A 13942-nucleotide genomic window follows, 5' to 3' on the forward strand; every position below is an offset into this window, starting at 1 on the left:
CCGGTCTCCAACTCCCGCAGCAGGGACGGGACATCGTGCCGCCAGGCGGGTTCCACCAACCGCAGGAGCCCGCCGGTGCGCAGCGCCACCGCGACCATGCCGGCGCGGTCACCCGTGCCGAGCTTGCGGGCGATGCGGGCGAGGTGGCTCTTGACGGTCAGTGCGGACAGGCCCATGGAGACGCCGATCGCCTTGTTCGACTGGCCCTCCGCGACCAGGCGCAGGACCTCGACCTCACGGCCGGACAGTTCGCGGTAGCCACCCGGGTGGCTCGGGGAACCCGGGGGGCGGCGGTGCATACGGGCGGCGGCGGAGCCGATGGGGGCGACGCCGGGTCGGGTGGGGAGCCCGACGTTGGTGCGGGTGCCGGTGACGACGTAGCCCTTGACGCCGCCCGCGAGGGCGTTGCGCACGGCGCCGATGTCGTCGGCGGCGGACAGGGCCAGGCCGTTGGGCCAGCCTGCGGCTCTGGTCTCGGAGAGCAGGGTGAGACCGGAGCCGTCGGGAAGGTGGACGTCTGCCACACAGATGTCGCGGGGGTTGCCGATGCGGGGACGAGCCTCCGCGACGGACGAGGCCTCGATGACGTCGCGCACACCGAGCGCCCACAGGTGGCGGGTGACGGTGGAGCGTACGCGCGGGTCGGCCACGACCACCATGGCGGTCGGCTTGTTCGGGCGGTAGGCGACCAGGCTTGCGGGCTGCTCGAGGAGAACGGACACCAGGCCTCCTGGGGTGTGGGACGACTTTCAAGGTCACAGTCGTCTTCGGCACCAAACCCGCGGTCCTTTAGAGAAAGATCACGATTTAGTGAGTAGCAATCAGTGCAATTCGGACACGCTGTCGATCGTTCGGTGAACGAAACGGTTCGTTCGAGGGGTCACTCCTGATTGAAAGTGGCCGTATCGACAAAGACACCGCAAGTGGTCGGTGAGACCTCGGTGTGACCCGGGTAAGGCTCAGCGTGACTGCGGGCCCCGGCGTTGCGGGAGCGTGACGATGGACGCGTCGCCCGGACCCGCCGGCGGCAGGCCCGCGACCTGGGCCAACAGATCGCACCAGGAGGCCAGATGCGCCGCCGTGTCCGGGACACCGCCGAGCCCCTCGCGAGGTGTCCACGAGGCACGGATCTCGATCTGGGAGGCGGACGGCCGCTCGGAGAGTCCGCCGAAGTAGTGGGAGCCGGCCCGCGTGACGGTGCCGCTCGCCTCGCCGTACGTCAGTCCGCGCGCCTGGAGCGCGCCGGTCAGCCATGACCAGCACACGTCGGGCAGCAGAGGGTCCGCCGCCATCTCCGGTTCCAACTCGGCGCGCACCAGCGTCACCAGCCGGAACGTGCCGTGCCAGGCGTCGTGCCCGTCCGGGTCGTGCAGCAGTACCAGGCGGCCGTCGGCCAGGTCCTGTTCGCCGTCGACGACCGCGGCCTCCAGGGCGTACGCGAAGGGGGCGAGCCGCTGTGGCGCGGGCGTCGGATCGATCTCGATCTGCGGCCTCAGCCGGCTGTTCCGCAGGGCCTGGACCGCTGCCTGGAAAGCCGGCGGCGCCGCACCGCCCCCATCCCGGTCCCCCTCCTTGGAGTCGTCCATCCCGTCAGCGCCATCCGACAATCGTCCCTGAGCCGCAGCCATGCGGGAAGATTAAGGGGAACGGAGGCATCGTGCGGGACTAGACACCCGCTCTTCGGCCCAGCACACCGTGTAATCGCCTTCTGGCGCCGTGCGAGACTTGCCCCGTGAGTGCCAATCAGAGCCCCGCGGGCCAGCAGCCGACCGCCACTTACGACTCCGCCTTCATGAAGGCGTGCAGGCGTGAACCCGTGCCGCACACGCCCGTGTGGTTCATGCGGCAGGCCGGGCGCTCGCTGCCGGAGTACCACAAGGCGCGCGAGGGCATCGCGATGCTCGACTCCTGCACGCGGCCCGACCTGGTCGCCGAGATCACACTCCAGCCGGTGCGCAGGCACGGCGTGGACGCGGCGGTCTACTTCAGCGACATCGTCGTCCCACTCAAGGCCATCGGCATCGACCTCGACATCAAGCCCGGCGTCGGCCCGGTCGTCGAGAAGCCGATCCGCACCCGCGCCGACCTCGACCAGCTCCGCGACCTCACCCCCGATGACGTCTCCTACGTCACGGAGGCCATCGGCCTGCTGACCGCCGAGCTCGGCCCGACCCCCCTCATCGGCTTCGCCGGCGCACCGTTCACCCTCGCGAGCTACCTCATCGAGGGCGGCCCGTCCCGCACGTACGAGAACGCCAAGGCGATCATGTACGGCGACCCCGAGCTCTGGGCCGACCTCCTCGACCGCCTCGCCGACATCACGGCCGCCTTCCTCAAGGTCCAGATCGAGGCGGGCGCCAGCGCCGTCCAGGTCTTCGACTCCTGGGCCGGCGCCCTCGCCCCGGCCGACTACCGCCGCTCGGTCCTCCCCGCCTCCGCGAAGGTCTTCCGCGCGGTCGAGGGCTACGGCGTCCCGCGCATCCACTTCGGCGTCGGCACCGGCGAGCTGCTCGGCCTGATGGGCGAGGCCGGCGCGGATGTCGTCGGCGTCGACTGGCGCGTCCCGCTAGACGAGGCCGCCCGCCGCGTCGGCCCCGGCAAGGCGCTCCAGGGCAACCTCGACCCGACCGTCCTGTTCGCCTCCACGGAGGCCGTCGAGGCCAAGACCCGTGAGGTGCTCACGTCGGCGGAGGGCCTGGAGGGGCACATCTTCAACCTCGGGCACGGCGTGATGCCGTCCACCGACCCGGACTCGCTCACCCGGCTCGTCGAGTACGTCCACACGCAGACGGTCCGATAAGCGCGCTCACCACGTGTGCCGGGGCCTCGCCCGCCTGCCGAACAGCAGGCCGCGCGGTTCCGGCGGCGGGGGTGTGCCCGCCTTGAGCGGCCAGGCGAGCAGCATGCCCACGAGGAACCCGACGACATGCGCCTCGTACGCCACGGTGCCCGCGTCGGAGACGCCCTCGCCGGACGAGTAGAACGCCTGGAGCACGAACCAGAAGCCCAGCACCAGCCAGGCCGGCAGGCGCAGCGGCAGGAAGAACAGGAACGGCACCAGGACCCACACCCTGGCCTTCGCGTACAGCACCAGATAGGCGCCCAGGACTCCGGCGATCGCCCCGGAGGCGCCGATCAGCGGGTCGGCCGAGTTGTCGTTGAGCAGCGCGAAGCCGTAGCCCGCCGCGTAGCCGCAGACGACGTAGAAGAGCGTGTAGCGGATGTGGCCCATGCGGTCCTCGACGTTGTTGCCGAAGATCATCAGGAACAGCATGTTGCCCAGCAGGTGGATCCAGCTGCCGTGCAGGAACATCGCGGTGAAGACGCTCAGCGGGGCCGACTTGTCGTAGGACGGCGGGCCGGCCGCGCAGCTCGCGCCGCCGGGGCCGGCCTGGACGGCGCCGGTCGGGACGATCTGCGGCATCTGATGGTGGATCAACTCCCGCGGTACGGCCGCGTAGTGGTCCAGGAACGCCTGCAGATGGCACAGCTGCGAGAGGTCGCTGCCGCCTGCCACGGAACCCGCCATTCCGGGTGTGGACAGGAAGACGAGCACGTTCGCGGCGATGAGCGCATACGTCACCCAAGGGGTGCGGCGCACCGGGTTCACGTCATGGACGGGGATGACCACAAGGGATTAGTGCCCCCGATACGCGCGGCGAACCGGTGAACACCGCCGTCCGCCTGTGCGTATGACTCCTCAACCGCCCGCGGTGCGGGGAAGGCGTGTCGCGGGGACGACGTGAGGAACAGGCGATGAACGACCGTATTTCCCCTCAGATGACCGCCACGCCCGACGGCGAGGCCGAGATCTCCCTGGTGGTGCGCCTCCCCTGGGAGGACGTCGCCCGGCTCGGCCAGGAGGCGGGACGGCTGGCCGCGCAGATGCAGCGGCCGGTGACCCTGGACGAGGCGGTGAGCAACCGGCTGCGGTCCAACGCGCTGGGGGCCCACGCCAAGCCGGCGGGGGCTCAGCCCGCCGCGATGGTGCCGCCGAGCGCGTCGGTCTCGTCGCTGCCGGCCAGGCCGCCGGCCGAGCAGGCACGGCAGGCCATAGACCGCATCAACGGAACGGCATAGGCACCCTCAGCGCACGCCGGCCTGGACCTTGGCGGTCGCCTTTCTGGCCGCCACCAGGACCGGGTCCCACACCGGGGAGAACGGCGGGGCGTACCCCAGGTCCAGGGCCGTCATCTGTTCCACCGTCATACGGGCCGTGAGGGCGACCGCCGCGATGTCGACACGCTTCGCGGCGCCCTCCCGGCCGACGATCTGCACGCCCAGGAGACGGCCGGTACGGCGCTCGGCGAGCATCTTCACCGTCATGAGGGAGGCCTCCGGGTAGTAGCCCGCGCGGCTGGTCGACTCGATGGTGACCGCCTCGAACTGCAGGCCCGCCCGCCGGGCGTCCTTCTCGCGCAGCCCGGTTCGCGCGATCTCCAGGTCGCACACCTTGCTCACGGCAGTACCGACCACCCCCGGGAAGGTGGCGTAACCGCCGCCCGCATTGGTGCCGATGACCTGCCCGTGCTTGTTCGCATGGGTGCCCAGGGCGATGTGCCGCTCCTGTCCGGAGACCAGGTCGAGCACCTCGACGCAGTCGCCGCCGGCCCAGATGTTCTCGTGCCCGCGCACCCGCATCGCCAGGTCGGTGAGCAGCCCGTCGTGCTGCCCGACAGGCAGCCCGGCCGCCTTCGCGAGGGTCGTCTCCGGGCGTACGCCGATCCCCATCACCACGACGTCCGCCCGATACTCCGCGTCCTCGGTGACCACGGCCCGCACCCGCCCGTCGTCGCCGGTGAGCAGCTCGGTGACCCGGGCGTCGTTGACCATGGTGATGCCCAGGCCCTCCATCGCCTTGTGCACCAGCCGCCCCATGTCCGGGTCGAGCGTGGACATCGGCTCCTTGCCCCGGTTGACGACGGTGACGTCATATCCGCGGTTGACGAACGCCTCCGCCATCTCGACCCCGATGTACCCGGCCCCGACCACCACAGCGCGACGCCCACGCGTGCGTGCCAGCGAGTCGAGCAGCGCCTGCCCGTCGTCGAGCGTCTGCACCCCGTGCACCCCGGGCGCGTCCACCCCGGGCATGTCGGGGCGGATCGGCCGCGCCCCGGTCCCGATCACGAGCTTGTCGTACGACGTCCAGGACTCGTCCCCGGAATCGACGTCACGCGCGCGTACCCGCCCGCCCGCGATGTCGAGCTCCACGACCTCGGTGCGCATGCGCAGGTCGATGTCGCGCTCGCGGTGCTCCTCGGGGGTGCGGGCGATCAACTCCTCCGGAGCGGACACGTCGCCGCCCACCCAGTAGGGGATGCCGCACGCCGAGTACGAGGTGAAGTGGCCGCGCTCGAAGGCCACGATCTCCAGCTCGTCCGGCCCCTTGAGGCGGCGGGCCTGTGACGCCGCGGACATGCCCGCGGCGTCTCCGCCGATGACGACCAGTCGTTCCCGGGTACCCCTCGCACGGCTCATGCTCATGCGAACACGCTACGGGCGCCGATCATTTCAGTCCTGTCCGCCCTGCTCCTCCTCGCGCACCGGCCGGGCCGCCGGCAGCGGGCCCACCCCGGTGGCCGCCGGAACGGTCGCGGCCCTACGCGGTCGTACGAGACGGAGCCACACGACGAGCGCCAGCGCCGCCAGGGCCGCGAACGGCAGTACCGCGCCGAGCGTCAGGGCGATCCAGCGCAGCATCGTCACGAAGATGTGCCAGCCGCCCGCCATGGCGTCGACGAAGCCGGGGCTGTCGTCCTTCGCGGCGGCCTTGGCCACCGGGGTCTGCGACAGGGACAGGGTGATCGTGGCCAGGCTGGTGCGGTCCTTCAGGGAGGCCTGCTGGGCGAGCAGGGCCTCCAGGTCGGACTCGCGGGTGCTCAACTCGCCCTCCAGCTCCACCACGTCGCTGAGCTTGGTGGCCCGGTCCATCAGTTCACGCACGCGTGCCACGCTGGCCCGCTGCGAGGTGATGCGGCTCTCCACGTCCACGACCTGGTCGGTGACGTCCTGCGCCTTCGCGGTGCGGTCCAGAAGCTTGCCCGCGCCCTCCAGGTCGGCGAGGACCTCGTCGTACTTGTCGGTGGGCACGCGCAGGACGACCCGCGTGCGCTCGTGGCCCTGCCCGTCGCGGCTGGTCGACTCGTTGCCGACGAATCCGCCCGCGTTCTCGGTGGTGGTCCGGGCCTCGTCGAGGGCCTTCGGTACGTCCTTGACCCGCACGGAGAGGGAGGCGGTACGGATGATGCTGCTCGCGGTGAGCTTGGGCACGGCCTTGGTGTTCCTGGCGTTGCCGCTGCCCGCCGCGCCCTCCTGCTGGGCTCCTGGAGCGACGGCCTTGTCGGCGGCGCCTGCGCCGGAGTCGCCGGCACTCTTGTCGTTGGCGCCGCTGCCGCACCCGGCCAGCGCGAGCGCCGAGGCCAGCAACAGTCCGGCCAGGGCCTGGACGGGTCGTATGGAGTGGTGTGCGCGCATGTGGCGGACCCCCGGAGGTTCGTCGTGACGACTGACGCACCTTCGACGCCGGGACCGGCCGGGACGTTGGCGGGAAACGGTTCCGATGAGGTCACGGTCGGAACTCGCGTCGGACACCGGGCCGGACGACGGGCCGGAGTCGGACTGTCAGTGGGGTCTGAGAGGCTGGGGGTATGCGCGAAGTGGAGACTCGTACGGGCACAGGGCATGTCGTCGTCATCGGCGCCGGGATCGGCGGGCTGGCCGCCGCACACCGGCTGCTGGACAGAGGCGTGCGCGTGACCGTCGTCGAGGCGTCGGAGCGGGTCGGCGGCAAGCTGCTGCCCGGTGAGATCGCGGGCGCGCGCGTGGACCTCGGCGCCGAGTCGATGCTGGCCCGCCGCCCCGAGGCCGTCGCGCTGGCCCGCGAGGTGGGCCTCACCGACCGTCTTCAGGCGCCCGCCACGGCCACCGCGTCGATCTGGACCCGGGGTGCCCTGCGCCCCATGCCCAAGGGCCACGTCATGGGCGTCCCCGGCACCGCGTCCGCCCTCTCCGGAGTCCTCTCGGACGAGGGCCTGCACCGCATCGAGCGCGACGCCGACCTGCCCCGCACGGAGGTCGGCGACGACGTCGCGGTCGGGGAGTACGTGGCGGCGCGCCTGGGCCGCGAGGTCGTCGACCGCCTCGTCGAGCCCCTCCTGGGCGGGGTCTACGCGGGCGACGCGTACCGCATCTCGATGCGCTCCGCCGTCCCGCAGTTGTTCCAGGCCGCGAAGGCCCACGACTCCCTCACCGAAGCCGTCCGGGACATCCAGGAGCGCGCCGCCGCCGCACAGCAGACCGGCCCGGTCTTCATGGGCATCCAGGGCGGAGTGGGCCAACTGCCGCTCGCCGTCGCGGAGTCGGTGCGCGCGCGGGGCGCCGAGATCCTCACCGGGACACCGGTGACGGAACTGCGCCGGAGCGGTGCATCGGGCTGGCGGGTCGTCGCCGGAGACCGCGTGCTCGACGCCGACGGGGTGATCGTCGCCGTACCCGCGCCGGTCGCCGCCGAGCTGCTGCGGCCCGAAGCACCGGGCGCCGCGGCCGAGTTGGGCGCCGTCGAGTACGCCTCGATGGCCCTGATCACCCTCGCCTACCGCCGCGCCGACATCGACCTCCCCCAGGGCAGCGGCTTCCTGGTGCCGCCCGTCGACGGCCGCACCATCAAGGCGTCCACCTTCGCCTCCCAGAAGTGGGGCTGGATCGCCGACGAGAACCCGGACGTGCTGGTCCTGCGCACCTCGGTGGGACGGTACGGCGAGACGACGGTCCTGGAGCGCGACGACGCCGGCCTCGTCGACGTCTCCCGGCACGACCTGCGCGAGGCCACCGGCCTCGACGCCACGCCCCTCGCCACCCGCGTCACCCGCTGGACCGACGGCCTGCCGCAGTACCCGGTCGGCCACCACGCGCGCGTGGCCCGCGTCCGCGAACACGTCGGCAAGCTGCCCGGCCTCGCCGTCTGCGGCGCCGCGTACGACGGTGTCGGCATCCCGGCCACCATCGCGAGCGCGTACGCGGCCGTCGACCGGCTGACCGGTGACCCGGTGCCGAGCGCGTCCGGCGGAGCGGGAGAATAGCCCCATGAGCGACGACGCCCCCACCACCGAGCCCGGCCGTATCCCGAACAAGGGCAAGCTGGCCAAGGACCTCAACGAGGTCATCCGCTACACGCTGTGGTCCGTCTTCAAGCTGAAGGACGTGCTGCCCGAGGACCGTGCCGGATACGCCGACGAGGTCCAGGAGCTGTTCGACCAGCTCGCCGCGAAGGACGTGACGGTCCGCGGCACGTACGACGTGTCGGGCCTGCGTGCCGACGCCGACCTCATGGTCTGGTGGCACGCCGAGACCGCCGACCAGCTGCAGGAGGCGTACAACCTCTTCCGCCGCACGAAGCTCGGCCGCGCCCTGGAGCCGGTCTGGTCGAACATGGCGCTGCACCGCCCCGCCGAGTTCAACCGCTCGCACGTCCCGGCCTTCCTGGCCGACGAGACGCCGCGCAACTACATCAGCGTGTACCCGTTCGTGCGCTCCTACGACTGGTACCTGCTGCCCGACGAGGACCGCCGCCGCATGCTCGCCGACCACGGCAAGATGGCCCGCGGCTTCCCGGACGTGCGCGCCAACACGGTCGCCTCGTTCTCGCTCGGCGACTACGAATGGCTCCTCGCCTTCGAGGCCGACGAGCTGTACCGCATCGTCGACCTCATGCGCCACCTGCGCGCCTCCGAGACCCGCATGCACGTCCGCGAGGAGGTCCCCTTCTACACGGGCCGCCGCAAGGACATCGGCGACTTGGTAGCGGGCCTGGCCTAGTTGCCCTGCCTTTTAGCTTTTAGGGGCGCGGGGAACTGCGCGACCAGCCCCCACCGGGCCGCGGTTTACGAACTACCCGGTCGCGCAGCCTTCGGCTCAGCATGCGGCGCACAAGCCGCCCGCCGCTCCGGCAACCGCCCTTCCAGCAGATACGCGTCCAGGTACCCGTTGACGCACTTGTTGGCCCCACCCGCGATCCCGTGCGTCCCCGCATCCCGCTCGGTCACCAACACCGAGTCGGACAACCGCCGTTGCAGTTCCAGCGCCCCGTCGTACGGCGTAGCCGCATCCCGCTCGGCCGCCATGATCAGCACCGGCGGCAGCTCACCGGGACCGGTCCGCACATCGAGGGGCTGCTGCCGCGGCTCGGGCCAGTACGCGCAGGGCAGGTTCATCCACACGTTGTCCCACGTCTCGAACGGCGCCACGCGCGCGAGCCGGGTGTTGTCCCGGTCCCAGGTCTGCCAATCGGTCGGCCAGGGCGCGTCGTTGCACTCGACGGCCGTGTAGACCGCGTTGCCGTTCTCCGCCTCGGCGGCCGCCTCCGGGGTCGGCCCGGCCTGCTGGATCAGCTGCTTCGGGTCGCCCTTCAGGTACGACGACAGCGCGGCGGCGCTGTGCGGCCAGTAGTCGTCGTAGTACCCCGCCGACAGGATCGCGCCCTGCAACTGCGCCGGTCCCACCTTGCCGCCCGCGGGCTTCTCGGCGAGCCGCGCCTCCGCCTTGCGGTAGCTGCCGAGCACCTTCTCCGCCGTGTCCCCGAGGCCGTAGACGTCGTCGTGCTTGGCGATCCACTCCCGGAAGTCCGTCCAGCGGCCCTCGAACGCGGCCGACTGGTCGAGGTTGTTGCGGTACCAGATCTGCTCGGGGTCCGGGTTCACCGCCGAGTCGAACACCATCCGCCGTACGTGCGAGGGGAACAGCGTCGCGTACAGCGCCCCGAAGTAGGTCCCGTAGGACGCGCCCATGAACGTCAGCCGGTCCTCGCCGAGCGCGGCGCGCAGGACGTCCAGGTCGCGGGCGTTGTTCAGGGAGTTGTAGAAGCGGAGCTTGCTGCCGGAGCGCTTGGCGCAGCCGCGCGCGTAGGCCTTGGCCTCGGCGACGCGTTCCTTCTTGTACGACTCCGAGGGGTACGTCGGCGACTGTGAGGGCGCTTTGAAGAAGTGCTTGGGGTCCTCGCAGGACAGCGGTGCCGAGCGGTCGACGCCGCGCGGGGCGTAGCCGACGAGGTCGTAGGCCGACGCGATGCGCTTCCACTCGGGGAGCATGCCGATCAGCGGGAAGTAGAGGCCGGAGGCGCCGGGGCCGCCCGGGTTGTAGACCAGGGAGCCCTGGCGGGGGACTCTGCGCTTGCTGTTCTGCGGGTCCTTGTGGGTGGCGCGGGCGCGGCTGACGGTCAGTTTGATCTGCTTGCCGTCGGGGTGCGCGTAGTCGAGCGGGACGGAGACCGTGCCGCACTCCATCGTGCCGGGCATGTCCTGCGCGTCGGGGCACTTCCCGAAGGTGATGCCCGCCGCCCGGGCGTGCGCGGCGGCGAGCGCGGTGCCGGTCAGCTCGGCGGCCCGGGTGCCGGGAACGCCCGGAGTACCGGTGGCCGGGGCGGCGGCGAGGGTGGTCAGGAGCAAGGACCCGGCGGCCGAGTACAGGGCGGCGGCTCGCATGGTGGGGTATCCCTTCGGAGCACGGCAGCAACAAAAGGGATGTTTCGTTCGGTTGTTGGCGAAGGCAAGCACCATCGGGCGGTGTCGGCCCCAATGACCCCTGTGCGCCCCCGGGAGCGCCTTCACGCTGTGGTCAGGGGCGCCACTCGTCGAACTGCTCGCGGTACTGCTCGCGATGCGCGAAGGCCGCCCGCAGATCCGGCTCGCCGACCGCGCGGATGCCGCGTACGGCGACGGACGTCAGATACGTACGGTCGTCCCCGCCGCCCGCGTGCCGGGCCAGCGTGCCCAGCAGCCGCTGACCGGCCGGGGAGGCCCAGCGGGAGTACGGGTGCACCTCGACCCGCGCGATGGCCAGACAGCTCAGCGTGAGGGCCAGCGGCAGCGCGAACCAGAGCGCGACCAGCCCCCGCGGCATCTCGGCCCCCGGCGTCAGCAGCGCGGTCGCGCCCAGCGCGAGCACGACGAGCGCGGCGCCCCGCACCTGCCGTACCCCGGACGCAACCGTCGTACTGCTCCCGTCCGGTACGGCGAGACCCGCGTCGACGAGCCGGTCCGCGACGTCGCGGACCGCGTCCGTGGCCGCCGCGGTGGCCCGCACCGGGCCGATCCGGGACTGCCCCTCGGGGCCGATCGCGCCTATCACCGACCGCTCGATGGCGTCCCGGCCACGCGGGTCGACGACGGTCGCCCAGCCGGTGTGTGCGAGCAGCAGCCGGTGCTGGCGCGCCATGGAGACCAGCGTCAGATCGGCGACCCGCGCGGGACCGCCGGACAGGAACGCCGCCTCGTAGAGCGTCAGATCGTGTCCTGTGCCCGCGTCGTCGGCGTCGACGGCCGCCGCTCTGACGGCGGCCAGGCACAGCCGCGTGCACGCCGTGCCGGCGACGGCCCAGGCCAGGAGCAGGAGAAGGACCCAGAACATGCCAAGTTTCTATGCCAAAGGCCCAGTGCGACGCCATGCCTTGTTCGCAATCCGGACAGAGCGTTGTCGGTATGTGACGTTCCGATTGTCCGGAAACGAACTACGAACGAACCACGTCCGCGACAGTTCTACGGCTGGGCCGACGCCAGTGGGCTGGAGGCGGCCGGCGGGAGTGTGTAGGTCGGGGAGACCGACGGGGTCAGCGGGACGACCTGGCCGGGGTCGGACACGGAGGAACTGGTGGGCGCGGGCGAGCTCGACGCCGCCATGTCCCTCGCCAGCGTCGCGAAGTCGACGTACCCGGTGGCCTCCAGGACCTTGATGTGGTCCAGGACGGTCGTGTTCGCGTCGTCGGCGAGGGCGCGGACCAGGGAGTTCTGAGTCGTGGCGCGGACCTGCGCGACCACCGTGAACACCCTGCCGTGCGCGAGGCGCAGGATGTTGGCGAACTTGCGGTCGAAGTCCACGCCCTGCGCCGCGTTGAGCGTGGCGAGCCACTGTTGTTGCTGCGCGTTGGGCTGGTTGGGCAGCGGCACCCCGAGCCGGGCGGCGACATCACGCACCCGCTCGTCCAGGAACGTGTGGCCGTCGATGAGGTGCTGCCCCGCCGTCCGTACGGCCGCGGTCGTGCCCTTCTCCTCGGCCTGCAGGCCGGCCGGCAGTTCCCACAGCCCGGCCAGCCGGACCTTGGTGACGAAGTCCCGGTCCAGGGCGGACAACGGCCCGTACTGCGTCGTCACGGTCTGGTCGCTGAGCACGCCGGCGCCGGTCGTCCCGGACCGGTCGGCGTAGGACCAGACCGGGAAGACCAGCGCGGCCAGGGTCGCGGTCAGGCCCATGACGATGACGCCGGTGCCACTGAATATGCCTCGGCCCTTTACGGGGGGTCGCGGTCGCATGGGGTGCCTCCTGTTACGGCACCGCACGTGAGTGCGCTTCTCGTGCGGGACCACAACATTACTGTGGAGTCACTGTCACCTTCCAAGGCCCCACGTCAGCCCCGCTTCGCCCCCCCTCAGCGGCGCAGCAGCACCCGCCGGGTGGCGCGGGCGAGCCGGACCGTGGGCCGCGTCGAACGCGGGGCCGGTCCCGAGCGCTCCAGCCACCACTCCCGCAACGCCCGCCGCACCTCGGCGTCCTCGGGCCCGCCCGAGAGCAGCACCTGCCCGGCGAAGTCCAGCGCGTCACGCCGGTAACCGCCGGTCATCGGGTGCGAGTGCGCGTACGCGAGGAAGGCCGGCCGGTACGTGTCCCCGAGAATCTCCGGCAGTTCGGGGGCCACCTTCGCCACCACATCGGCCCGCTTCACCCCGAGCGCCCGCGCCTGCACACCGAGCCGCACCCGGTCGAACCCGTCGGGGACGGGAGTGCCGGCGACCAGGGCGGAGAGCAGGGCGGTCTGCGCGAGGGCGAGGCGTTGGCGGGCGGAGTCGGAGATCTGCGGTGCGGCCGGGGGAGTGGGGGAGGTGGGCGGAGCGGCGGCGGTGGCCTGGGGCGCGGGTGCCGCCTTCGGCAGCCCTGCGGCCCGTATGGCCTTCGCCTTCGGCGAGGGCCCGCTGCTCGTGGCCTGCCGCGCCCACCCCTTGGTCAGCGCTCCCCGAATAGCCCCCAACTCCCGCTCCAGCTCGGCCGGTTCGGGGAAGTTGTCGTCGCGCTCCAGCAGCACTCCCGGCGGGGAGACGCGGGACGCCAGGTCGGTCAGGATGGCGAGGACGGGGGCCGGGACGGGGTGGGCGTGGGTGTCGTGCCAGACGCCGTCGCGTTCGACGCCGCCCGCGACATGGACGTACGCGATGGCCTCGACCGGGAGTTCGGCGAGCGCCTTGGCCGGGTCCTCGCCGCGGTTGACGTGGTTGGTGTGCAGGTTGGCGACGTCGATGAGGAGCCGTACGCCGGTGCGGTCGGCCAGGTCGTAGAGGAACTGTCCCTCGGTCATCTCCTCGCCCGGCCAGGCCAGCAGCGCGGCGATGTTCTCGACGGCGAGCGGCACGGGCAGTGCGTCCTGGGCGATGCGGATGTTCTCGCAGAGCACGTCGAGGGCGTCCCGGGTGCGCGGTACGGGCAGCAGGTGGCCGGCTTCGAGGAGCGGGGAGGCGGTCAGGGGGCCGCCCGCGCGGACGAACGCGATGTGCTCCGTGACCAGCGGCGAGCCCAGCGCCCCGGCCCGCTCGGCGAGCGCCGTCAGCCTGCCCTCGTCCGGCCGGTCGGCGCCGCCGAGGCCCAGGGAGACGCCGTGCGGGATCACGGTCACGCCGCGCTCGCGCAGCCGTAGCAGGGATTCGGGGAGGTGGCCGGGGCAGACGTTCTCGGCCACGGCCTCGACCCAGTCGATGCCCGGCATGCGCTCCACGGCGTCCGCGATCTCCGGCCGCCAGCCGATGCCCGTTCCCAGTCGCTCCATCGTCCGTCCCCGTCCTCCTGGCGAGCCATGAACCCCATGAACTCCACAAGTCCGCTGTTCGGTGTGACGGGGGTATCGCCCACGGGCCGGGCCCCGAACCTCGGCCGCGTCACTTTCAGAGCAACATTTGAGGTTCGG

At 71.8% G+C, this 13942-nt stretch carries 12 protein-coding genes and 1 pseudogene; 4 read left to right on the forward strand and 9 right to left on the reverse strand.

Translation table 11 applies throughout. The features are described 5' to 3' along the window. Positions 1-71: 71 nt before the first annotated feature. Positions 72-722 (reverse strand): annotated as a pseudogene (locus ACFWP5_RS32640) (LuxR C-terminal-related transcriptional regulator); the annotation flags it as partial. A 237-nt stretch (positions 723-959) separates the two neighbouring features. Beyond that, on the reverse strand, positions 960-1586 hold the full coding sequence (locus tag ACFWP5_RS32645) for a DUF3000 domain-containing protein (protein ID WP_384164700.1): 627 nt from the start codon (positions 1584-1586) through the stop codon (positions 960-962). Between the two features lie 146 nt (positions 1587-1732). Between ACFWP5_RS32645 and hemE the strand changes: the two genes are divergently transcribed. Next, complete coding sequence (gene hemE / locus ACFWP5_RS32650) at positions 1733-2800, forward strand: uroporphyrinogen decarboxylase (protein WP_384164703.1); 1068 nt, start codon at positions 1733-1735, stop codon at positions 2798-2800. Positions 2801-2806: 6 nt separating this feature from the next. On the opposite strand, the gene ACFWP5_RS32655 is transcribed toward hemE, so the two are convergent. After that, complete coding sequence (locus ACFWP5_RS32655) at positions 2807-3631, reverse strand: rhomboid family intramembrane serine protease (RefSeq protein WP_384164706.1); 825 nt, start codon at positions 3629-3631, stop codon at positions 2807-2809. Between the two features lie 125 nt (positions 3632-3756). Here ACFWP5_RS32655 and ACFWP5_RS32660 point away from each other — a divergent pair, with 125 nt between their 5' ends. Then, complete coding sequence (locus ACFWP5_RS32660; RefSeq protein ID WP_384164709.1) at positions 3757-4080, forward strand: hypothetical protein; 324 nt, start codon at positions 3757-3759, stop codon at positions 4078-4080. Positions 4081-4086: 6 nt separating this feature from the next. Here ACFWP5_RS32660 and ACFWP5_RS32665 read toward each other — a convergent pair whose 3' ends face one another. Together ACFWP5_RS32665 and ACFWP5_RS32670 are read right to left on the reverse strand one after the other, a co-directional pair. Beyond that, the gene (locus tag ACFWP5_RS32665) at positions 4087-5487 is read right to left on the reverse strand and encodes an FAD-dependent oxidoreductase (RefSeq protein ID WP_384164712.1); all 1401 of its coding nucleotides are present in this window, start codon (positions 5485-5487) and stop codon (positions 4087-4089) included. A 27-nt stretch (positions 5488-5514) separates the two neighbouring features. Beyond that, the gene (locus tag ACFWP5_RS32670; protein WP_384164715.1) at positions 5515-6477 is read right to left on the reverse strand and encodes a DUF4349 domain-containing protein; all 963 of its coding nucleotides are present in this window, start codon (positions 6475-6477) and stop codon (positions 5515-5517) included. A 173-nt stretch (positions 6478-6650) separates the two neighbouring features. On the opposite strand from ACFWP5_RS32670, the gene hemG reads away from it, so the two are divergent. Continuing rightward, positions 6651-8081: a protoporphyrinogen oxidase gene (hemG, locus tag ACFWP5_RS32675; RefSeq protein ID WP_384164718.1), complete on the forward strand. Its 1431-nt coding sequence runs from the start codon at positions 6651-6653 to the stop codon at positions 8079-8081. A 4-nt stretch (positions 8082-8085) separates the two neighbouring features. Next, a complete protein-coding gene (gene hemQ, locus ACFWP5_RS32680) occupies positions 8086-8817 on the forward strand; it encodes a hydrogen peroxide-dependent heme synthase (RefSeq protein ID WP_384164721.1) in 732 nt (243 codons plus the stop codon). 65 nt (positions 8818-8882) lie between these two features. Here hemQ and ACFWP5_RS32685 read toward each other — a convergent pair whose 3' ends face one another. The 4 genes from ACFWP5_RS32685 to ACFWP5_RS32700 form a co-directional block, all read right to left on the reverse strand. Continuing rightward, on the reverse strand, positions 8883-10478 hold the full coding sequence (locus ACFWP5_RS32685) for an alpha/beta hydrolase (protein ID WP_384164724.1): 1596 nt from the start codon (positions 10476-10478) through the stop codon (positions 8883-8885). Positions 10479-10611: 133 nt separating this feature from the next. Next, positions 10612-11403, reverse strand: a complete 792-nt coding sequence (locus tag ACFWP5_RS32690; RefSeq protein WP_384164727.1) for a TIGR04222 domain-containing membrane protein — start codon at positions 11401-11403, stop codon at positions 10612-10614. Between the two features lie 128 nt (positions 11404-11531). After that, complete coding sequence (locus ACFWP5_RS32695) at positions 11532-12302, reverse strand: DUF4142 domain-containing protein (RefSeq protein WP_384164730.1); 771 nt, start codon at positions 12300-12302, stop codon at positions 11532-11534. 116 nt (positions 12303-12418) lie between these two features. Beyond that, complete coding sequence (locus tag ACFWP5_RS32700; RefSeq protein WP_384164733.1) at positions 12419-13804, reverse strand: DUF692 domain-containing protein; 1386 nt, start codon at positions 13802-13804, stop codon at positions 12419-12421. Between the last annotated feature and the right edge of the window lie 138 nt (positions 13805-13942).

Origin of the sequence: Streptomyces sp. NPDC058469, assembly GCF_042721125.1 — a bacterium.
In the GTDB taxonomy this organism is placed as follows: domain Bacteria; phylum Actinomycetota; class Actinomycetes; order Streptomycetales; family Streptomycetaceae; genus Streptomyces.